Raw genomic sequence first — 20,139 nt, forward strand, 5'->3', positions numbered from 1 at the left:
GCAGACGAACCGAGGCTCGACTCGCCTGGTTCGATACGAGTCGATAGTCGTCGACTCCCGGCTCGGCGGCGCCGCCGGCGTCCGCTCACCGAGTCTACGGGTTCCGACCGGATGAAGATTCGACCGGCAGATGAATACTCTGCGCCGCGACGGTGCGGGCCGCCCGGAAGTCTCCGGTCAGAATCGGATATTACCGGAATCGGGCGCATCTACCCGGGGAGCGGCCGATATAAGCGATTACGGCCCTGCATACTCCGGGCTGGTGACCTTCCCTGCGTGCCGCGGAGAACGTGTATATGTCGGACCGCAACGGACGTGACGACGAGTCACATAGTACTATTCGGAACGTGGTTCTCGTTGTTCTCGATACGGCTCGAGCGAAGAGCGTTGGCATGCAACCGTTCCCGGACGACGAGGATACGGTCGGCACCGACCCCGCCGCGTCCGGCGGCTGGGCCGGATCGGGCGACGATTCGGTGGGTGCGCACCCGACGCCGACGCTGACGCGGCTCGCCGACGAGGGAACCGCGTTCGACAACGCGTTCGCGACCGCCCCCTGGACGCTGCCCTCCCACGCGTCGTTTTTCACTGGCACCTATCCCTCCGAACACGGGACCCACGGCAATCACACCTACCTCGACGACGACCTCCGGACGCTCCCCGAGGCCTTCGCCGACGCGGGCTACCAGACGATCGGCGTCTCGAACAACACCTGGATCACCGAGGAGTTCGGCTTCGACCGCGGCTTCGAGGACCTTCGCAAGGGCTGGCAGTACATCCAGTCCGACGCCGACATGGGCGCGGTCGTCCGCGGCGAGGACCTCCGGGAGAAGCTCATCGCGACGCGAAACCGTCTCTTCGACGGCAACCCGCTCGTTAACGCCGCTAATATCCTCTATAGCGAAGTCTTCCAGCCCGCGGGCGACGATGGCTCCAACCGGTCGACCGATTGGATCGACGACTGGCTGGGCAGTCGGACCGACGACCGCCCGTTCTTCCTGTTCTGTAACTTCATTGAGCCCCACGTCGAGTACGACCCGCCCCGCGAGTACGCCGAGCGGTTCCTTCCCGAAGGCGCCAGCTACGAGGAGGCGACCGCGGTTAGGCAGGACCCCCGCGCCTACGACTGCGAGGACTACGACATTTCCGACCGCGAGTTCGCCATGCTGCGCGGGCTCTACCGGGCCGAACTGGCCTACGTCGACCACCAGCTCGGCCAACTCCGCGAGGCGCTCGTGGCCCACGACGAGTGGGAGGACACGCTCCTCGTCGTCTGCGGCGACCACGGCGAGCACATCGGCGAACACGGCTTCTTCGGCCACCAGTACAATCTCTACGACACGCTGCTCAACGTCCCGCTTGTCTTCCACGGCGGCCCCTTCACCGACGGCGGCCGCCGCAACGAGTTAGTCCAACTGCTCGACCTCCCCGCGACGCTGCTCGAGACAGCCGGGATCGACGACCCCGAACTGCGCGAGCAGTGGTCGAGCCGGTCGCTCCACCCCGGCTCGAGCGACGACGCCCGCGACGCCGTCTTCGCCGAGTACGTCGCACCCCAACCCTCGATCGACCGGCTCGAGGCCCGCTTCGGCGACATTCCCGACCGCGTCCGGCAGTACGACCGCCGGCTGCGGGCGATTCGCACGCCCGAGTACAAGTACGTCCGCGGCGACGACGGCTTCGAGCGCCTCCACCACGTCCGGACCGACCCGTTCGAGCGCACCGACGTCAGCGACGAGGAACCCGAGACAGTCCGGCGCCTCCGGCGGCGGATCGAGGAGCAGTTCGAACCGCTCGCCGACGCCGGCATCGTCGAGGAGGTCGAGATGCGCGACGGGACGAAAGAGCGCCTGGCGGACCTCGGCTACCTCTGATCGCGGCCACCCGTGTCACGACGGCACATTAAGCGTACATCGATGCACGCGGGGACGTTTCCGGCGCTCGCCGAAACGGCGAGTATGTCCGCTACTCCACCCTCCGAAACGGCGCCGTTCCCGTTTCCGACGCAGGTCGTGTACGACGGGCCGGCCGACCGACTTCGCGTCGCCGTCGACCTTGCCCCCGCGCCCCTCGACGACGTGACCGTCGAAGCCGACTCGCGCCGCCTTCGGATCGCGGTCGAGCGCGGCGGGGCCGTCACCGAACGGACCCTCACGCCGCTCCCGCCCGGCCTGGCCTTCGGCGACGAGCGCCAGGCCATCTACAACAACGGCGTGCTCAGCGTCTCGCTCGGGACGCGACCGCGGCCACGGCCACGGCCTCGGGGACGATAGCGGCGGCCTTCTGCTCGGTTCGAACGATCGAGCGCCGGTGCCGGTATTCGCTTGCTCCACGTTGATTCCCGCGGCGACGAAGCGTTCCCACCGCGATGAGCGACGACTACTACACGAAGGGCGATTTCGTGGACAACCGCGACGTCGGCGAGTCGTGCTTCGACCGGGGCCCGGACGACGAGATGATCGAGACGGTCGTCTCGAATGTCGAAGACCGAATATCGATGTCCGCGTCTTCGTCGACGGCGTCAACGCGATCGCCGAGAGCCTGTTCTCATCGGCAGCACGAACAAGATCGTCGAGGACTGGGAGACGGCGGTCGAGCGCGTCCGCGAGTACGCCTATCCGCTCGAGGACGCCCGCACACAGGAGGTCTACAGGCAGGGGAGCTCCATAGGCAGGAGCACCGTCGGCAAACTCGGCTCGCTCGAACGCGAGCGGGTCGACGACCGGACCCAACTCGTGTTGATCGACGAGTCGCACGGCTTCTAATCGCGAGCGGTCGGGACGGGACCCGAACCGCCTGCAGCACGCTTTTGATCGACAGTCCGCTAGCGAAAGTCGAGTCAACGGTTCGCCAATGGCCACCTCTACCAACGATTCCGGCTCCGGCGACGGCTTCGTCCCCTTCTTCCGCCGCTACACTAAGACCTGGATCCACGCGGTCGCGACGGCCGGGCTGACCGCGTTCGGGACGCTGACCATCGTTCACCGCTGGTTCGTCGTCCTCGCGCTGGCCTCGTACGTCGTGCCGCCGGTCGTGCTGTACCTCCGCCAGGCGCGGTCCGCTCGCGATCGAGCCGGCGACGAGGACGCAGCGGCCTCGACCGACCGAACGGATCGGGAACCGACCGGGCGCGAGTCGGAAGCGGTCGGTGCTCGCGACCCGGCGAGAGACGTAGACCGGGAACCGAAACCGGGAACCGAGACGGAACCCGCGGCACCCGACCGGGCGGCGGCCGCCACCGAGACCGGCGAACGCGACGAACCGGCTGGAACCGACGAGCCGGTTAAATCCGCCCAAACCGCCGAGACCGCCGAAACCGCCGGAACGACCGCTACTGACGCGACGGCAGGGCTCAGCGAGACCGACGAGAGCACGAGTACGGGTGCGCGACCGGACGAAAGCGAATCCGAAGGGGAAGGCGAGAGCGGCGACGGCGATCGAACCGAACCCGTCGGCTGGCACCCCGTCGATACCCCGACCGAGGCGACGCTTCGCGACGTCAGCGTTACGAAAACGGGCCCGTACGCGGTCGGTGACGGCGGCGTCGTCATCGCCGCCGATCGCGGTGGCGGGAGGACCGTTGGCGGCGACGGCAGCGACGACTGGACGGTCGTCCTCGCAGATGGCCCGGGCGCCGCCGGATCGGACCTCCGAGGCGTCGACGCGACGGCGGACGGCGAGGTCGTCTGGGTCGCGGGCGACAGCGGCGCGGTCGGCCGGATCGAGACCGAAACCGGCCGTCACACCGACTACACGGCGCCCGATGACATCACCGACAACTGGCTCGGAGTCGCGGTCGGCGGCCCGAGCGGCGACGAGACGGTGCTGCTGATAAACGGCTCCGGGGCGGTCTGCCGCGGGCGCTACCGCGACGGCGAGCCCTCGTGGGACGACCCCGTGAAACCGGGCAGCGGCTCGAGCCTGAGCGGGGTCGCCCTGGCCGACGCGTCGGTCGGCTACTGCTGCGACACGAACGACGGCGTCTTCGAGACAACCGACGGCGGCGACTCGTTTGCCCGGGTCGGGATCGACGGCGCCGACGGAACGCTGTCGGGCGTCGCGACGGCCGGCCGGAGCGACTGCCTCGTCAGCGCGGACGACGGCGTCGTTCACCGCTACGACGGGTCGACGTGGACGCCCGAACGGGTCTCCGACGGCGCGCTGTCGGGCCTCGCCAGGCGGACCGGAGACGACGGCGATGGCGGCGACCGCGACGGTGAGACGATCGCCTGCGGCGCAGGCGGGGAGATCTACGAACGCCGCGGCGCGACCGCCTGGGAGCGGGTCGACGCCGACGCGCCCGGATCGCTGCTCGCCGTCTCGCTGGCTCCCGAGGGCAGCCTGGCGGTCGCGGTCGGCGAGGACGGGACCGCGGTCGAGCGACGTGGAGGCGGCTGACGGACGAGCAACGACGGCGGACGGTCGCCCGCGGCGACAGACGACCGCGTCAACCGATTTGTTGACCTGTCAAAATTGGCATATTCAGGCCGAATCGGCTTTTCGCTCCCGGACGGAGTTGCAGTCGTCGCGATCGGATAGCGGGGCGTCTTCGACCGCCCCGTTGCCGGCGTGACGCGCCCCGACCATGAGCCCCCAAACCCGAACGGCGACGCGATACACCGTCCGCACGTTCGAGCCCGGCGACCGAGAGACGTTCCTGTCGCTGTACGATAGCGTGTTCGGCCGAGACAGGAGCGCCGAGTGGTTCCGCTGGAAGTTCCGCGAGAACCCGTACGTCGATCACGTCCCGATCGTCGTGGCGACCGCGGACGGTGAGCCCGTCGGCTTCCGGTCGTTGTTCGCACAGGAGATGCGCGCCGGCGAGACCGTCCTGCCCGCGTTCCAACCCTGCGACACGATGGTCCACCCGGAGCACCGCGGACGCGGACTGTTCGACCGGATGAACACCCGTGCCGTCGAGCGCTACGCCGACGGGGCGCCGTCGTTCTTCTTCAACTTCCCCAACGAGCACTCGAAGCGGGGGAACGAGAAGCACGGCTGGCGGGAGATCGGGACGGTTCCGGCCTACTACCGGCCGCAAAACCCGCTCGGCGCGCTCGAGCGAGTGACCGATATCGTCCCGACCCCGACCGGAGACGGGTCCGAGGCCGGCGGGACCGAGCCGCAGTCGTTCGACGAGCAGGCGGCCGCCGCCACCGCTACCGTAACGGATACCATCGAAAACGCGGTCGCGACCTCCCATCGGGCCGGCGACCGGCTGCTCGCTGACTCCGACTCCGACCTCGCGATCGAACGGTACGAGACGCCGCCGGCCGACACCCTCGCGGCGGTCTACCGCCGTGCGGTCCCCGACGCGATCCACACGAACCGGACCGCCGACTTCTACCGCTGGCGGTTCGCCAACCCCGCCCAGTCGTACACGACGTACGTCGCCAGGCGGGACGACGAGCCGGTCGCCGCACTCGTCGTCTCGGGCGTCGGCGACCACGCGCGGATCGTCGAGACGGTCCCGCGAGCGGTCGAGTCCGAGCGGGCGGCGCTCGACCGTCTGCTCGTGGCGGCGCTCGACGACTACGCCGACCGGGGCTATCTCGAAGCGTTCGGCGCGACGCTGCCGGCGCCGCTGCGCTTCCGGTTCTATCCGGATACCCGCTTCCCGCTTTCGGCCCTCCTGCAACCCGCGGCCAGGACGCTGTTCGCGCGCGATCTCGAGGACGGGCTCGAGCTCGAATCGAGCGCGATCGACGCCTGGTCGTTCTCGCGGCTCGATCTGGACACGACCTAGCAGGGCCGAGTGCGGTCGTACTCGCGCCCGGCGAGGGCGAGACGCGCGCGATCGGGCTGTCGGACGGGCTCGGCGACCGGCGTGATCGGCCACTGTTATAGCCGTCGAGCCCGCAGCGACTACCGTGAGCGATCGACGCGCGGGCACGGACGCGAACGGGGACGGCGCGAGGGGCGACCGACGCGAGCGCGACCGCTGTCGGCTCTGCGGGACGCCGCTACCGGCGACCGACGGTGAGCCGGCGGCGAGCGGCTTCTGTTCGACCGGCTGTCGCGACGTCGCCGCCGAGTTCGGACCGAGCGAGAGCGACGGGGCGGCCGCGCCGTCCGAACGGAGCGGCGGCGCCGGGGACCGGAAGCGGGATCGGAGCCGTGACTCGGGCGCAAATCGAGACGAGAAAGACGCCGTCCGCACCTTCCTCCGGATCGACGGGATGCACTCGGCGACCTGCGAGGCGTTCCTCGAGGCCGTCGCCGAGGGACGGGACGGCGTGACCGACGCCGAAGCGAGCTACGTCACCGAGACGATCCGCGTCGATCACGACCCCGACCGGATCGCTGCGGCCGACCTCGAGGACGCGCTGAGCACCGTCGGCTACACGGCCTACCTGCGCGAGGAGGCGACCGCCGACGACGACACCGGCGCCACCAGGCGCGCCCGCGAGATGACCGGCCTCCGGAAGCGCCGGGCGGACGACATGCTCGAGATGCGCTACGTGGTGGGCATCGTCTTCGGCTCGTTCCTCCTGTTGCCGTTCGTCGCGGTGTTCTACCCGATGTACCTCACGGAGCTCACCAACTGGGGGGCGATCGCGCACTTCGAGGACGTCTTCACCGGCTTCAGCGGGCCGATGTACCTCCCGCTGTTCCTCGTGATGACGGGCGCGATCGTCTACCTGACCGGCGGGCCGCTCCTGCGGGGCGCCTACGTCAGCCTGAAGCTCCGGCGGCCGACCACGGACCTGCTAGCCGCGCTGACGATTCTGAGCGCCTACGTCTACGCGGCGATCGCCTCCGGCCTCGGCCGGACGGACATCTACTTCGACCTCACGATCGTCGTCGCGTCGCTCGTGATGGGCGCGACCTACTACGAGACGACGGTCAAGCGCCGCGCGACCGACCGGCTGACCGACCTCACCGTCTCCCAGGTCGACACGGCCAGGCTGTACGCGGCCGACGGGTCGACGACGGAGGTTCCCGTCGGGGACCTCGAGTCGGGCGACCGCGTGCTCGTCCGCGAGGGCGAGCGGATCCCCGTCGACGGACGCCTGGCCGAAGGAGAGTGTGCGGTCGACGAGGCAGTCGTCACCGGCGAGTCGCTGCCGGTGACCAAGCGGGAGGGCGACGAGGTCGTCGGCGGCTCGGTCGTGACGACCGACGCGGCGGTCGTCGACGTTGGCGACCAGACGACCAGCAGCATCGAGCGGCTTACGCGGGTCGTCTGGAACGTCCAGAGCGCCGACCACGGCGTCACCCACCGGGCCGACGAACTCGCCGCAGTCCTCACCCCGCTCGTCTTTGCGGCCGCGCTCGTCGTCGGCACGAGCGCGCTGTTGATCGGCGCGGACGAAATTACCGTCTCGCTTTCCGTCCTCATGACCCTCATGGTCGCGAGCCCGTGGGCGCTGGGCTTCGCGACGCCCTACTCGGTCGCCAGGAGCCTCCAGGCGGCGCTCGACCGCGGGATCGTCGTCTTCGACGAGACGGTCTTCGAGCGCCTGCGGTCGGTCGACGTCGTCGTCTTCGACAAGACCGGCACGCTCACGACCGGCGAGATGACCGTCCGCGAGGCCGACGCACCCGCGGACCTCCTGGCCGCCGCCGCGGCCCTCGAGCAGCGCGCGGCCCATCCGGCCGCGGCGGCCATCGCACGGGCGTTCGACGGTGACGACGACGACGCTGCCGCCGATACGTCGACGCACGCGGACGGCGGGTCCGCTACCGCCGGCGGCCGGGACGTCGGCGACGTTCGGGACTTCCGGACACACGCGACCGGCGTCGAGGGAACCGTCGACGGCCAGACGGTTCTGGTCGGGCACCCCGACCTCTTCCGGGAGCGGGGCTGGGAACTCTCGAGCGCCCTCGAAGGGCGGATCGCGGACGCGCGAGATGCCGGCCGCCTTCCGGTCGTCGTCGGCCGTGACGGCGCCGCCGAAGGGATCGTCGTCGTCGGCGACGAGCCCCGCCAGGCGTGGGAGGAGACAGTCGCGGCGCTGGACGAGGACGGGATCGACGTTGTCGTCCTGACCGGCGACGAGGGAGCGTCGGCCGACGCCTTCGACCGCCACTCCGGCGTCGATCGCGTCTTCGCCGGCGTCCCCCCGAACGGGAAGGCGGCCGCGATCCGCCGACTGACGGCCGATCGACGCGTGGCGATGGTCGGCGACGGGACGAACGACGCGCCGGCGCTGGCCGCGGCCGACCTGGGGATCTCGCTGGGTAGCGGCACCGCGCTCGCGGCCGACGCGGCCGACCTGGCGATCGTCGACGACGACCTGGCCGCGGTCGAGCGCGCGTTCGCGCTGGCCCAGACCGCGCGCGATCGCATCCGACAGAACCTGGGCCTGGCGTTCGCCTACAACGCCATCGCCGTCCCCGCCGCCGCGCTCGGCCTCGTGAACCCGCTGGTGACGACCGTCGCGATCGCCGTCGGGACGCTCCTCATCGTCGGGAACGCCGAGCGGTCGCTCCTTCCCGAGTAACGGCCGACCGGCGGTCAGCCGTCTTTCCTTCCGTCGGATTCGTCGGATTCCGCGTCGAGCGCGCCCCACGAGACGGTCCGACCGACGCGGATCGAGATGATCGGTCGCTCGCCGAGGTCGTGGGTCTCGTACTGGTCGTACTTGGTCTCGAGCGCGCGGACGGCAGCAGCGTGGATCGACGTCGCGGCGTTGGAATCGGAATCGGGGTCGCGGACGCGGGCCCGGCCGCGGACCTGCACCCAGGCCAGGCGCGCCCAGTCCTCGCGGTAGCGGTCGATGAGGAGGCACACCCGCGGATTCGCCCGGACGTTCCGAACGCGCCGGAGGTCTCGCGTTTCTTTGGGCTTCTCGTCGATCGCGGAGACGATTCGAACGTCGGGTTCGTCCTCGTCGCGGTTCTCATCGTTCGTGCTCGCCCGGCCCGCGGAAGCGGCGGCCGCGGCGTCCGGCTCGAGGATCGCGTAACAGATCGGCACCGCGTGCGGTCGGCCCGCGTCGTCGACCGTCGCCAGGCGGCCGACGCGAGCCCGGTCGAGGAAGGCGTACTCGGCGGGCGTCATAGGACGACGGACGACGCGCGGACGGAAAGAACCGCACGGATGTTCAGGTGCTCGGGCGTTCGCCGCTCGACCGGTCGACAGGTCGGCCGATCGGCGGTGAGACGGATTCCGGGCAGACGTACCGCGAGGCCAAACTACTCGGACCGCCGTCCCCCATCCTCGGTCGGATGACCGACCGGATGCGGATGGACCGTCGTCGCGCGTACGGCGCCGTCGTCGTCGCGACGCTCAGCTACACGTTCCTGATGTTCGTCTGGTTCTCGCTGCCAGCGTACCTCCCGGTGATCATCGGCGACCTCGGGCTCTCGAACACCCAGGCCGGCGTCGTCGCGGGCGCGGTCCCGCTGACCTACATCCCGATCGCGCTCTTTACCGGGATGGCGATCGACCGGATCGGGCCAGGCCGGAGCCTGGCGGCGGGCGTCCTCGTCTACGGCGTCGCCCAACTGGTCCGAAGCTTCGCGACCGGATTCCCCTCGCTGCTCGCGGCGACGCTGCTGCTCGGCGTCGGCGCGACCGCCGTCACGTTCGGCCTGCCGAAGCTCGTCTCCGTCCTGTTCCCGCCGAGCGAGACCGGGGTCCCGTCCTCGATCTACCTCGTCGGCGCGTCGACGGGGACGGCGAGCGCCTTCGCCGTCGGCCGGCCGATCCTCGGCCCCGCGCTGGGCGGCTGGCGCGCGCTGTTCTTCTGGAGCGGAGTCGTCGCGATCGGCTACGGCCTGACGTGGGCCGTCGTCGCGCGTCGGCTGCGGATCGACGCGCACAACCGCGCGGCCAACGGCGCGGCCGCGAACGCCGACGCGGCGGCAGACGGCGACGGCTCGTCGCGCACGCTCGCGACGATCCGCCACGACTTCGAACTCGTCCTCACCCACCGCGAGCTACAGCTCGTGGTCGTCATCGGGACGATGTACCTGCTGCTCGCCCACGGGCTGCAGAGCTGGCTCCCGGCGGTGCTCGAGGCCCGCGGCGTCTCACCGGACCAGGCGGGCCGGACGACGAGCCTACTCGTCGCGGCCAACGTCGTCGGCGTGCTCACCGTCCCCGCGGTGGCCGACCGCGTGGGCGCTCGCCGGACCGCCCTGATCGTCTGCGGGATCATCGCGAGCCTCGGCGTTACGGGCGTGCTCGCGACCGATATCGGCCTCCTGCTCGTCGGCAGCGTCCTCGTCACCGGGTTCGGTTACGGCGGCCTCTCGCCGCTCATCCGGGCGATTCCGCCGGACTTAGAGGGGATCGGCGCGCGGCTGACCGGGACCGCCGTGGGCTTCATCTTCGCCGTCGGCGAGATCGGCGGCTTCCTCGGTCCCGTACTCGTCGGCACGCTCCACGACGTCACCGGCTCGTACGCGCCTGGCCTGGCCATCTTGGCCCTCGGGGGCCTCGTTGTGGCGGCCGCCGGTACCGCGTTGCGGTCTCGGGACGGCGACGGCTAGGGCGGGCCGCGACCGCACGCGTCACGCCTTTGGCCGTCCGCGGAGTCACGGTCGGACATGTGGTTCGGGGACGAGTACTGGCTCGTCCGGTTCGCCTTCCAGCGGGGCCTGGCGCTGCTGTATCTGCTGGCCTTTCTGGTCGCCGCGTATCAGTTCCGCCCGCTGGCGGGCGAGGACGGCCTGTTGCCCATCGAGTGGTACGTCGACGGCGTCTCGTTTCGCGAGCGGCCGAGCCTCTTCTATCTCGTTCCGACTGACCGCGCGATCGGGATCGCGGCCTGGTCGGGCGTCGCGCTGTCGGCGATGGTGGTGCTCGCAGTACCGTACTGGCTGCCGGAGGGGTACGCAACGCCCGCGTCGATGCTCCTGTGGGCGGTGCTGTGGGTACTCTATCTCTCCTTCGCGAACGCGGGCCAGACGTTCTACGGCTACGGCTGGGAGTCGATGCTCTGCGAGACCGGCTTCCTCGCGATCTTCCTGGGCGCGGGGTCGGCCGCGCCGCCGTTCGTCGTCCTCCTGTTGCTCCAGTGGGTGCTCTTTCGCAACATGTTCGGCGCCGGCCTGATCAAGCTCCGCGGCGACGACTGCTGGCGCGACCTGACCTGCATGGACTACCACTACGAGACCCAGCCGATCCCGAACCCGCTTTCCTGGTACGCCCACCACCTGCCGGACCGCTTCCATCGGATCGAGACGTTCGGCAATCACGTCGTCGAACTCCTGATCCCGTTCCTCTACTTCGCGCCCCAGCCGCTCTCGGCGCTGGCCGGCGCGGCGACGATCGGCTTCCAGGGCTGGCTCATGCTCACGGGTAACTTCGCCTGGCTGAACGCGCTCACGATCGTCCTGGCGATCCCGACATTCAGCGACGGGGCGCTCGCGGCCGTGCTGCCGATCGCTGCGCCCGCGACCGCGTCGACGCCGCTGTATCTCGAGGTGTTGGCGGTCATCGTAGCCGTGCTCGTCGTCGGCCTGAGCGTCCGCCCGGCGCGGAACATGCTCTCGGAGACCCAGCTGATGAATACTGCGTTCGATCCGCTCCACCTGGTCAACACCTACGGCGCGTTCGGCTCGGTGACGCGGGACCGTTACGAGGTCGTCGTCGAGGGGACGACCGACGAGGAGATCACCGCGGACACGGAGTGGCGGCCGTATCGGTTCGAGGGGAAGCCGACCGATCCCGGGCGCCGACCGCCGCAGGTCGCACCGTCCCACCTCCGACTCGACTGGCAGCTCTGGTTCGCCGCCATGTCGCCGACGCCGCGCCGGCATCCGTGGTTCTTCCGGCTGCTGGGAAAGCTCCTCGAGGCCGACGAGGATACGCTCGCCTTGCTCGCCGATGATCCGTTCGACGGCGAGCGGCCGACACACGTCCGCGCGGTCCGGTACCGCTACCGGTACACGACGCCCGAGGAGCGCGACGAGACCGGCCGGTGGTGGTCTCGCGAGCGCGTCGGGACGTACGTGGGACCGGTCTCGATCGAGGAGTTACGGATTCGTGAGCCCCAGTTGCGGTGAGCGACGGCGAGCGCCGTTCGGCGGCTCAGTCCTCGTCGGACTCCTGTCGCGCCGGCGGCGTCTTCGAGAGAAGCTGTCCCCACCGGTCGCGGTTGTCGGCGACCCAGCGGTAGGACTGCTCGCGGAACTGTTCGTAATCCCTGAACTGTCGGAGGAACCCGACGACGTCCCCCGCGGGCTCGGCGACGTCGGTGCGGACGAGCGCCTCCTCGATCGAGGCCCCACAGGAGTAGACGCCGTCGTCGGTCATCAGGTGCGAGCAGTCCTCGTAGTTGTCAGGCAGTCGCTCGCGCAGGTCGTCGGTGAGGTCGCTGAACCCGACGATGCGGAGGTCCGTCCGCTCGTCGAAGAAGTCGGCCCACCACGTACAGAAGCCGCAGTCGTCGTCGTAGACGAGCGTCGGCTCGTTCATACCTCGCTTACGGGCCGGAGATACAAACGCTTGTTCTCAGTGTGATCGAAGCCGATCCGAGGACGGGCCAGTAGCGGGCTATTTGGGCCAGGCGGACGTAGCAAGCGCTATGGAGCGGTTCGTCCAGTTGATCGTCGCCGGCGGCGTCGTCCTCGTCGGCGCGCTCTGGCTCGTCGCGGTCGCCGAGGCCTGGTCCGCGGACTGGCTCGCCGGCGTCGCGCTCGCCCTACTCGGAGCGGGGGCCAACGTCGCCGGAATCGTGCGCGAACTCGAGTCCGGTGCGTTCGCCGTCGGTGGGGAGTGAATCGGGCCGTCCCGTTCGCGACCACCACGGTCGGCCAGCGTCGTTTCGGTCGCCACTCGCACCCATGCGAATGGTAGTTAATTATATTTCTTGTCGTCAGTATCACACAACTATGACTTTGCCACAGGGTAGCAATTATCACAGTTCCGGCGTGCAGCGGCGTCGGTTTCTCTCGCTAACCGGCGCCGGCGTCGGGGCGAGCGCGCTCGCGGGGTGTCTGATCGGCGGCGGGGGCGACGACGATGAGCTGCTGATCGGTGGCGTCCATCCGTATACGGGCGGGTTCGCCCTGGTCGCACAGGAGTTCGAACGGGGGTTCGAGTTCGGCCTCGAAGAGGTCAACGACGACGGCGGCATGCTCGACCGCGATCTCGTTCACGACGGGGTCGACACGGAGATGAACGCCAGCGAGGCGGTGACCGCCGCGACGCAGTTCATCGAGCGCGATGACGCCGTCGCGCTGACCGGACCGGTCTCGAGCGACGTCGGCATCCGAATCGCCGACGTCGCCGAGGAACACGAGGTGCCCGTCGTGTTCAATCAGGTGGGGAGTCACGCGGCCATCTCCCGCGACTCACGGTACACCTATCGGTTGGGGCTGCTCCCGGCGCCGACGCTGGCGCAGGCGATCGCGAACTTCATCGACGGCCAGGAGCTGACCACCGTCCGGGCGATCGTCGCGGATTATGAGTACGGTCGCGCCTTCGAGACGGCGATGGAACGGGTCTTTCCCGACGACCTCGACTTCGAGCTGGCGGTGGCGCCGTTCATGGAATCCGATTTCACCGCCTACCTCCGGGACTTCCCCGACGAGTTCGACGCGCTGATCGCGACCTCCCATCCCACCGGGGCGTACAGCATTTTCAGACAGCAACAGGAGCTCGACATAGAGACCGAATACACGTTGGGCGTCTCCGAGGCGAAACCGGCCTGGGACGCGCTCGGCGAGGCGGCGACGGACGGCTACCTTGCAACCCACCAACCGTACCCGTACACCGACGACTACGACGAAATCGGACAGCGGTACCACGAATCGACCGGCGAGGAGTTCGGCGTCCTCGCCTCGCTCGGCTACGTCGCGGCGCAGTTGATCGCGACGGCGATCGAAGACGCCGGCGAGGCAGACCCCGTCGCGGTCGCCGACGCAATGGGAACCGTCGAACTCGACACGCTGTTCGCCGAGCCGATCCGGTACACCGAGTGGGGCGAACTCGACCGGAAGCGGGTGGTGTTCAGCGGGTTCGAGACCGGCACACCGGACTACTACCCCGACGGGGAGTACCGGCTCCAGGAGGAGTTCCTCTCGGACGAACTCAGCGGCTTCGACTCCGACGAGTGGGACATCTGACGGCGGAGACGGATCGACCCGAACGAGCGAGTGACGTCGCGCTCGCGACTCGGCCGTTTCCATGTCGAGCGGTCGAAACATTATTGCGAGTCCCGTCTAATCGGGGCGCATGAGCAGCGCGGCCGGCGTCGGATCGCTCTCGGAACCGCAGGTGTTGGCTCACACCAAGCGGCGGCTCTTTCCGGACGGCACGGACGACGGCGACGACCCCGCACAGCGGGGCTACGCGGTGGCCGACACGCAGTTCTCGCAGGCGGAGTGGCTCCCCGGCCAGCCGATCGCTCCCGAGATCCGCGATCGCCTGGCGCCGTTCAACCACGTTCGAATCGGCGGCGGCTATCCCGACCTGATCGGCGTTCGCGACCTCGACTCCGACCTGCTGGCCGTCGACCGCCTCGGCGACGAGCCGCCGCTGATCGCTATCGAGGCGAAGGGGTATGCGAGCGGCGGCGTCGACACGCAGCGGGGGATCGTCCAGGCTTACGATCGGCTCAACGAGGCGAACGCGGCCTACCTCGCCGCGCCCGTCGACGCGATCTCGGAGACCGACCGCACGCTCGCGACGGAGCTGAACGTCGGCGTCCTCGGCGTCGATTCCGCGGGGGAAGTCGCGGTGCTCGAGGCCCCGCGGGTCGTCGGCAACCGGACGACCACCGAGGCGACGGCGCTGCGATTCCAGGCCAGCGCCCAGGGAGTCGCGGACACGTCGTTCGGCCTGAACCACCCGAAGAACTACCTCGGCTATCCGCTTGCCCACTACGCCGACGGCGACACCGCCGACCTACTGTCCAAATACAAGGTCGTCGGCGCGGTCACGGACGCCAGGCGCGGCGCCGCGTTCCTCGGGCTGATCGAGGACGACGTGACCGTCGAGCTGACCGCGCTCGGCGAGGAAGTCGTTCGGTTCGCGAAATCGCGGTACGGCTCCGCGGAGGCGGCGCTCGCCGAGTTCGAGAACTGGTACCGGTCGCGAAAGCGGTTCGTCGACCTCGCGCCCGAATGGGGCCAGTTGGCCAGGCGCGTGGTCTTCGACTACCGGGCGACGGAGTTGCTCGTCCGGGAGCTCCAACACATGTACGCGGACGGGATCGCCGAGCCGTCGCTGGTGGACCTGGTCACGTATCTGCACGAACTCCACCCGTCGTTCACCGTCGAGCTGTTCGTCCGGGGTGACGACGGGGTCCGGAGCCGCGTACTGACCGAGGACGGCGACCTCCGGCGGTCCGAACTCGAGGACGGATCGGTCTATCACTCGCCGACGGTCTTCCAGTTGAAGGCGATGCTGTATCACACCGGGATTCTGACCGACCGCGGGACGGAACCGCACCGGCTCGATCCGACCGAGGACGTCTGGGCGCTTCGCGAACCTGTGTGAACGTGAATTGGCCCGATTCGGGCACTTACGGACTAGACAACGGCGTCGGGTTCATCTCGGAGAGGCGACCGGTGTGAGTCACCCTTCTACGTACCATAACGCCGATATGCCGATCACAACTGCGGCAAAAAAGGAGAAAACGAAGAACAGAGGGTCAGCCTCTGAACTCAAAAGCAGATACGTAAGGACGATCCCGAGCAGACTCGCTCCGAGAGCGATAAGAGCATCGAGGCGACGGCGAACACCGCGTTCCATACGCTGCTTTTAGACCCGAATATTATAAAAGAGGACGGAAAGCGTGTTCTAAACGACGGAAATGACTCTACAGCGGTTGGACGATAGCGATAACTGCGATCACAGGAGAGCAGAACCTGATCGGGGACGAGCTATTTTGAGTTACTATCCAGTTCGCCCGGTTCGAGATCCTCGTTGAGGTATCGGTTCCCCAGATCGGTGAGCGAATAATATCCGTCGCTTTCTCGGTCGAGCAGTCCCTGGTCGGCGAGCACGCGACAGCGCTGACCGGTGTAATTCGGATGAGAATCAATATTCCGTCCGATAACCGCCGGCGGAACTTCGCCGGCATCCCGCACATACTCCAGAATCGCATCGTCAGTCGGGACCATCCAGTCAGCGCGTTCTCGCATACCGGGCCCCGCGTTCTACGTGGCAATAGAACCCGCTCATGGGACTGAAATCATATCCGAGAACGAATTCTTAGAGCCCTATATACGCAGACGAGTATCTGGACATTCGTATATACAAAGTTATTAAGTGAAGAGGGTTCGGAATGAAATGTGGACGGAAGTGACGGTAGCTCTGCAGAGATAGGTAATCTACTCGCAGACGGAGCCGGTCTCGGCGCTGAGGCGCAGACGCTCCCGTATCCGTGAGCCGAAACCCATGTCAGACGATGACTTTCGGAGCCGTGACGGTTCCGACCGATTCGACGAATCGAGTTCGACTGCTCGAGACTACCCGGACGGCGACTCTCGTCCGATCCACGGCACCGTCCGCGAGCGCCTGGCGCGGATCGATCGAGTCACGCGCACGCTGCTCGCGGACGTCCGGCCCGGCGAAAGTCGCGACGAGGTCGGTCCGCTGGATCCGGACGCGCGCCGCGAGGCCAGGCGCCGCCTTCGGGAGATCAGGGCGGAGGCCAGCCGCGTCGGACTCGTGTTGATCGGTCCGGAGGCGACGATGCCGTACCGCCCCGCCGACGGTGCCGAGTCGGAGGCGACGATACTCGCCCGCGACGGATCGCTCGCGACGACCTATCTCGGACCGGATCCGGGGGCGTTCGAGCGCGACCGCGAGCGCCGACGCGAAGACGCCGATGAGCCCTGACCGAACGAGACGGCCCCGCCGTGCATCGCGGCGATCGCACACGTACGAGTAGGGGACGATGGGAATCCGGTAATTCGAAAGCGAGACCGCGTCCGTGGTAATCCGACCCGTTACGGCGATTCGAATCCGTGTCGCTCTCGATGCGCGGCGAGAAACGTCGCGTGTGGACGCCGTTCCTCGTCGTCGGGCAGCGTGAGCCGTTCGTTCTCGAGGGGCTCGAATTCCTCGTAGCCGTCGAGGTCGGGCTGGTCGGCGACCAGAATCCGATAGTCGTCTGAAACCGCCAGCCAGCCGGTATCGAACGCCCAGTGGTGGAGCCGACAGAGAGCGAGCCCGTTCCGGACGTCATCGCGCCCGTTCTCGCGTTTCGGATAGATGTGGGCGGCCTCGATATCGAGCGTCCCGTTCGGCGACTCGCGTGATTTACCGCAGATGGCACATCGATATTCGTAAGCAGACGTAACCGCCGTTCGGAACGCGCTCGAACGGACTCGTCGCTGGACCGGCGTGAACTCCTCCGTATCGTCGGTCAGGGGCGGTTCGTCGTCACCGGGGTCACCGCCGTCTGCGCTCTGGGTGACCGACTCCGTGAGCGTCTCGAACTCCGCCGGACGGGCGAGTTCGAGCCGTTCCAACGTGAATTGATAGACCATTCGGCCGCCCCGCGAGACGTACTCCGAGTCGACGACGTCGACCAGGCCCTCGTATCGGAGTTCGTCGCTATCCGCCGGCTGATAGAAGAAGTACACCGGGACGGTCGAGCGATCGGCCTGTTTGACGAGGGCGTTGTTCGCGGCCGTTCGTCGCTGATCTCCCTTTTCGGGAAGACCCTCGCCGATATAGGTGAACCGCTCCGCGTCGAGTTCGTCGGCGTACGGGCCGTCTTCGTGAGCTTTGACGACGACGAACTCGAGGTCCCCGTCTTCGTCCGTGCGAGGATTGATGCCCTTGATATACGCGCCGAAGTTAGTGTCGAGTTCCGTCTCGAGTTCGGTCTGCGTATAGCGCTCGCCGCGTTCGAGAGCCGGATACCCCGACGTCCGGCGTCGAGCCAGTTCCCGTCCGCGATCAGTGAGCGAGTTCACGCCGTCGGATCGCGTAACGTATCCGAGGCTCTGTAACCACCCGCGGTGTTGTGCGGGACCCGAGGCGTCGTTCCAGCCGAACTCGGAGTGTTCGGATTCGATAACGTCGCCTAACTCGGCGTCCGTTTTCGGCCCGTCGAGGAGCGCTTCGAGCATCGTATCGAACCCGCGAACAGTAGTCGAGAGCAGTTCGTAGAGCACCGCCGAATCCGTCTCCGACAGCCACGCCATCCCCGATCGGGTGAGCCGAACGCGATCCGGTTCGAACGCGAGGAGTTCGATCCGCTCGAGGAAGGTCAGCCGACGCCGAATCCCGTCGTCGCTCGTCGCGCGAGTATTCGATTTAATCCAGTCGATGACCGCCGTTTCGGACGGGTTTTCAGCGAGGATGTATTTGCACAACCGCTCGAGAACGCTCGTGTAATTCCCTGCGCCCCCGAAGAACCGAACTGCGATATTGAGTTTCTCCCCTCCCATCGCTGATGTACAACACTCCTGGCGTTGTGCGGACGGTGATATAAAACACGTGGCACGTTCCGGCCGATCGTTCGTAGTTACCCTGACCGGGGACACACCACCGTTGCAAGTGAAGTGTCACAGAGACACACCACGGTTTCACGTGAACGCCGGCTATCGTCGCGCCGTTCGGGCTCCGCCGGTGGTTCGGCGAGCGGACTCGTCCATCGGAAGGAACCGAACGATGCGGTGAGACACCACTGTTGCAAGTGAACGGGCGAGTGGCGTCGATACCCACGGTGTTCACTCGCAAAGGTGGTGTGGGGGTGGAGCGGGCCGAGCGGAGACTCAAACGACACCGTTCATCCGAGCGATGTCGCGGATCGTCTCGATCTCCTCGTCGAGGTAGAGCACGTCCGACATCGCGTCCACGGCGCTCGTGAAGGGAACGTCCAGTTCGTAACTGTAGTAGTTGCCCCGGGAACCGCTGCGGTTTTCCTTCGCCGAGAGGATCCCCAGCATCCGGAGATCCGAGAGGTGGTTGTGCACCGACCGCTGGGCGAGCGAGTCAGTCCCCGACGACTCACAGAGCGCCTGGTACTCCTGATAGAGCTCCCGCGTCCGGCAGGGCGTCGACTCCTTGGCCGCCTTCGAGACGACCGCCAGCAGGGCGAGCCGGCCGTGGGTCGTTAGTTCTCGCATCCCTTCCTCGACCCGCTCCTGTTCGAGTTTCGACCGCGCCCGATCGACGTGGTCCTCCTGGATGACGTCGTCGTCGTTGTTCTCCGCTACTTCGCCGGCGAGTCGGAGCAAGTCCAGCGCCTGGCGGGCGCTCCCGCTGTCGCGAGCGGCGAGCGCGGCACAGAGGTTCAGGACGCCGGTCTCGTAGCTGCCGTCCGCGATCGCGACCTCGGCTCGAGACTCGAGGATGTTGGTGAGTTCGGACGCCTCGTACGGCGGAAACTGCAGTTCGCGTTCGCAGAGCGTGTCCTGGACGCGCGGATCGAGCTGTTCGCGGAACTTGAAGTCGTTGCTGATCCCGATGAGGCCGACCTTCGTCGACTCCAGATAGCCGTTCGATCGAGCCCGTGGCAGTTCGTACAGCAACTCGTCGCGGTCGCCGATCGAATCGATCTCGTCGAGGACGATAACGACCGTCCCGCCCAGCGCCTCGAGTTCGCTGTAGAGCTTCTTGAAGACGGTCTGTTGGGGGTAGCCGGTCGTGCTGATCTCAGCCCCGTCGGGGCGGAGCGTGTTGACCAGTTCGATCGCGACCTGGTACGACGAGTTGAGCGTCTTGCAGTTGACGCTCAGTACCGAGAGGTCGACGTCGTCGTACTCAGTGACGTCCTCCTGGAGCACGTCGAGGAGGTACTCGGTGACTGCGGTCTTCCCGACGCCCGTGTTCCCGTAGAGGAAGACGTTGTTTGGCTCCCAGCCATCGATGATGGGCTGGAGCGCGTCCATGTAGGCCTCGATCTCTTCGTCCCGTTCTTCGATCCGTTCGGGTTGGTACGACTCCCCCAGTGCGTCCTTGTTCCGGAAGATGTTCTGCTTCCGCTCGAACCGAGGCATGTCCCTACCAAGCGAGAAGCGGTATTTAAAACCACTTTTTCATCTGATGCAAGTGAACTCAGACACACCACCGTTTCACGTGAATCCATGTTCGATGGAACTACGAACTGGAACAGTCCACGATTTCATCTAAAGCGGTTACATGTCACCGGCTGAGACGGACCCCGTTTCCTGGGTAGAGCCCGTCGCGAGGCGACGCTAATTCTCCCCCACCGGTCTCCATCGATCGACCCCCCTCCCCCACCCTTCGCTCCGGCTTCACTTGCAAACGTGGTG

The 20,139-nt window shown here is 67.5% G+C and carries 17 protein-coding genes; 12 read left to right on the forward strand and 5 right to left on the reverse strand.

What is annotated here, in order from left to right:
* Positions 1-296 precede the first annotated feature (296 nt).
* The 6 genes from BMY29_RS12955 to BMY29_RS12980 all read left to right on the forward strand — a co-directional run bounded on the left by BMY29_RS12955 (position 297) and on the right by BMY29_RS12980 (position 8,447).
* The gene (locus BMY29_RS12955) at positions 297-1,874 is read left to right on the forward strand and encodes a sulfatase family protein (RefSeq protein ID WP_049991422.1); all 1,578 of its coding nucleotides are present in this window, start codon (positions 297-299) and stop codon (positions 1,872-1,874) included.
* 84 nt (positions 1,875-1,958) lie between these two features.
* The gene (locus tag BMY29_RS12960; RefSeq protein ID WP_049991430.1) at positions 1,959-2,273 is read left to right on the forward strand and encodes an Hsp20/alpha crystallin family protein; all 315 of its coding nucleotides are present in this window, start codon (positions 1,959-1,961) and stop codon (positions 2,271-2,273) included.
* A 204-nt stretch (positions 2,274-2,477) separates the two neighbouring features.
* A complete protein-coding gene (locus BMY29_RS12965) occupies positions 2,478-2,765 on the forward strand; it encodes a hypothetical protein (RefSeq protein ID WP_049991421.1) in 288 nt (95 codons plus the stop codon).
* 88 nt (positions 2,766-2,853) lie between these two features.
* Entirely contained in the window at positions 2,854-4,398 is a 1,545-nt protein-coding gene (locus BMY29_RS12970) for a WD40/YVTN/BNR-like repeat-containing protein (RefSeq protein WP_049991420.1), read from the forward strand.
* Positions 4,399-4,585: 187 nt separating this feature from the next.
* The gene (locus BMY29_RS12975; protein ID WP_049991419.1) at positions 4,586-5,746 is read left to right on the forward strand and encodes a GNAT family N-acetyltransferase; all 1,161 of its coding nucleotides are present in this window, start codon (positions 4,586-4,588) and stop codon (positions 5,744-5,746) included.
* Positions 5,747-5,870: 124 nt separating this feature from the next.
* A complete protein-coding gene (locus BMY29_RS12980; protein ID WP_049991418.1) occupies positions 5,871-8,447 on the forward strand; it encodes a heavy metal translocating P-type ATPase in 2,577 nt (858 codons plus the stop codon).
* 14 nt (positions 8,448-8,461) lie between these two features.
* Here BMY29_RS12980 and BMY29_RS12985 read toward each other — a convergent pair whose 3' ends face one another.
* Entirely contained in the window at positions 8,462-9,007 is a 546-nt protein-coding gene (locus BMY29_RS12985) for a TIGR03668 family PPOX class F420-dependent oxidoreductase (protein WP_049991417.1), read from the reverse strand.
* Positions 9,008-9,174: 167 nt separating this feature from the next.
* Here BMY29_RS12985 and BMY29_RS12990 point away from each other — a divergent pair, with 167 nt between their 5' ends.
* Together BMY29_RS12990 and BMY29_RS12995 are read left to right on the forward strand one after the other, a co-directional pair.
* Positions 9,175-10,443 carry an MFS transporter gene (locus tag BMY29_RS12990; protein WP_049991429.1) on the forward strand — a complete coding sequence of 423 codons (1,269 nt, stop codon included), beginning with the start codon at positions 9,175-9,177 and terminating at the stop codon, positions 10,441-10,443.
* Between the two features lie 57 nt (positions 10,444-10,500).
* Positions 10,501-11,961: a lipase maturation factor family protein gene (locus BMY29_RS12995; protein WP_049991416.1), complete on the forward strand. Its 1,461-nt coding sequence runs from the start codon at positions 10,501-10,503 to the stop codon at positions 11,959-11,961.
* A gap of 25 nt (positions 11,962-11,986) precedes the next feature.
* On the opposite strand, the gene BMY29_RS13000 is transcribed toward BMY29_RS12995, so the two are convergent.
* Positions 11,987-12,373: a DCC1-like thiol-disulfide oxidoreductase family protein gene (locus BMY29_RS13000; RefSeq protein ID WP_049991415.1), complete on the reverse strand. Its 387-nt coding sequence runs from the start codon at positions 12,371-12,373 to the stop codon at positions 11,987-11,989.
* Positions 12,374-12,482: 109 nt separating this feature from the next.
* Here BMY29_RS13000 and BMY29_RS13005 point away from each other — a divergent pair, with 109 nt between their 5' ends.
* The 3 genes from BMY29_RS13005 to BMY29_RS13015 all read left to right on the forward strand — a co-directional run bounded on the left by BMY29_RS13005 (position 12,483) and on the right by BMY29_RS13015 (position 15,400).
* On the forward strand, positions 12,483-12,677 hold the full coding sequence (locus tag BMY29_RS13005; RefSeq protein WP_049991414.1) for a hypothetical protein: 195 nt from the start codon (positions 12,483-12,485) through the stop codon (positions 12,675-12,677).
* A gap of 112 nt (positions 12,678-12,789) precedes the next feature.
* Positions 12,790-14,025 carry an ABC transporter substrate-binding protein gene (locus BMY29_RS13010; protein WP_160290114.1) on the forward strand — a complete coding sequence of 412 codons (1,236 nt, stop codon included), beginning with the start codon at positions 12,790-12,792 and terminating at the stop codon, positions 14,023-14,025.
* Positions 14,026-14,134: 109 nt separating this feature from the next.
* Positions 14,135-15,400, forward strand: a complete 1,266-nt coding sequence (locus tag BMY29_RS13015; RefSeq protein WP_049991412.1) for a hypothetical protein — start codon at positions 14,135-14,137, stop codon at positions 15,398-15,400.
* Positions 15,401-15,786: 386 nt separating this feature from the next.
* On the opposite strand, the gene BMY29_RS13020 is transcribed toward BMY29_RS13015, so the two are convergent.
* Positions 15,787-16,026, reverse strand: coding sequence for a helix-turn-helix domain-containing protein (locus BMY29_RS13020; protein WP_241471310.1), 240 nt, complete (start codon positions 16,024-16,026; stop codon positions 15,787-15,789).
* Positions 16,027-16,303: 277 nt separating this feature from the next.
* Here BMY29_RS13020 and BMY29_RS13025 point away from each other — a divergent pair, with 277 nt between their 5' ends.
* The gene (locus BMY29_RS13025) at positions 16,304-16,747 is read left to right on the forward strand and encodes a hypothetical protein (protein ID WP_049991410.1); all 444 of its coding nucleotides are present in this window, start codon (positions 16,304-16,306) and stop codon (positions 16,745-16,747) included.
* A gap of 110 nt (positions 16,748-16,857) precedes the next feature.
* On the opposite strand, the gene BMY29_RS13030 is transcribed toward BMY29_RS13025, so the two are convergent.
* Together BMY29_RS13030 and BMY29_RS13035 are read right to left on the reverse strand one after the other, a co-directional pair.
* Positions 16,858-18,309, reverse strand: a complete 1,452-nt coding sequence (locus BMY29_RS13030) for an HNH endonuclease (protein ID WP_049991409.1) — start codon at positions 18,307-18,309, stop codon at positions 16,858-16,860.
* A gap of 327 nt (positions 18,310-18,636) precedes the next feature.
* Positions 18,637-19,863, reverse strand: coding sequence for an orc1/cdc6 family replication initiation protein (locus tag BMY29_RS13035; RefSeq protein ID WP_049991408.1), 1,227 nt, complete (start codon positions 19,861-19,863; stop codon positions 18,637-18,639).
* Positions 19,864-20,139: the final 276 nt, after the last annotated feature.

Source organism: Natrinema salifodinae (assembly GCF_900110455.1).
GTDB lineage: Archaea > Halobacteriota > Halobacteria > Halobacteriales > Natrialbaceae > Natrinema > Natrinema salifodinae.

What these genes read in the sequence shown, in the direction of transcription:
- BMY29_RS12960 (WP_049991430.1), top strand. Translation starts at nt 1,959, where the DNA reads ATGTCCGCTACTCCACCCTCCGAAACGGCGCCGTTCCCGTTTCCGACG.
- BMY29_RS12990 (WP_049991429.1), top strand. Translation starts at nt 9,175, where the DNA reads ATGACCGACCGGATGCGGATGGACCGTCGTCGCGCGTACGGCGCCGTC.
- BMY29_RS13030 (WP_049991409.1), bottom strand. Translation starts at nt 18,309, where the DNA reads ATGGGAGGGGAGAAACTCAATATCGCAGTTCGGTTCTTCGGGGGCGCA.
- BMY29_RS12970 (WP_049991420.1), top strand. Translation starts at nt 2,854, where the DNA reads ATGGCCACCTCTACCAACGATTCCGGCTCCGGCGACGGCTTCGTCCCC.
- BMY29_RS13035 (WP_049991408.1), bottom strand. Translation starts at nt 19,863, where the DNA reads ATGCCTCGGTTCGAGCGGAAGCAGAACATCTTCCGGAACAAGGACGCA.
- BMY29_RS13010 (WP_160290114.1), top strand. Translation starts at nt 12,790, where the DNA reads ATGACTTTGCCACAGGGTAGCAATTATCACAGTTCCGGCGTGCAGCGG.
- BMY29_RS13000 (WP_049991415.1), bottom strand. Translation starts at nt 12,373, where the DNA reads ATGAACGAGCCGACGCTCGTCTACGACGACGACTGCGGCTTCTGTACG.
- BMY29_RS12965 (WP_049991421.1), top strand. Translation starts at nt 2,478, where the DNA reads ATGTCGAAGACCGAATATCGATGTCCGCGTCTTCGTCGACGGCGTCAA.
- BMY29_RS12955 (WP_049991422.1), top strand. Translation starts at nt 297, where the DNA reads ATGTCGGACCGCAACGGACGTGACGACGAGTCACATAGTACTATTCGG.
- BMY29_RS13005 (WP_049991414.1), top strand. Translation starts at nt 12,483, where the DNA reads ATGGAGCGGTTCGTCCAGTTGATCGTCGCCGGCGGCGTCGTCCTCGTC.
- BMY29_RS12995 (WP_049991416.1), top strand. Translation starts at nt 10,501, where the DNA reads ATGTGGTTCGGGGACGAGTACTGGCTCGTCCGGTTCGCCTTCCAGCGG.
- BMY29_RS13020 (WP_241471310.1), bottom strand. Translation starts at nt 16,026, where the DNA reads ATGGTCCCGACTGACGATGCGATTCTGGAGTATGTGCGGGATGCCGGC.
- BMY29_RS12985 (WP_049991417.1), bottom strand. Translation starts at nt 9,007, where the DNA reads ATGACGCCCGCCGAGTACGCCTTCCTCGACCGGGCTCGCGTCGGCCGC.
- BMY29_RS13015 (WP_049991412.1), top strand. Translation starts at nt 14,135, where the DNA reads ATGAGCAGCGCGGCCGGCGTCGGATCGCTCTCGGAACCGCAGGTGTTG.
- BMY29_RS12975 (WP_049991419.1), top strand. Translation starts at nt 4,586, where the DNA reads ATGAGCCCCCAAACCCGAACGGCGACGCGATACACCGTCCGCACGTTC.
- BMY29_RS13025 (WP_049991410.1), top strand. Translation starts at nt 16,304, where the DNA reads ATGTCAGACGATGACTTTCGGAGCCGTGACGGTTCCGACCGATTCGAC.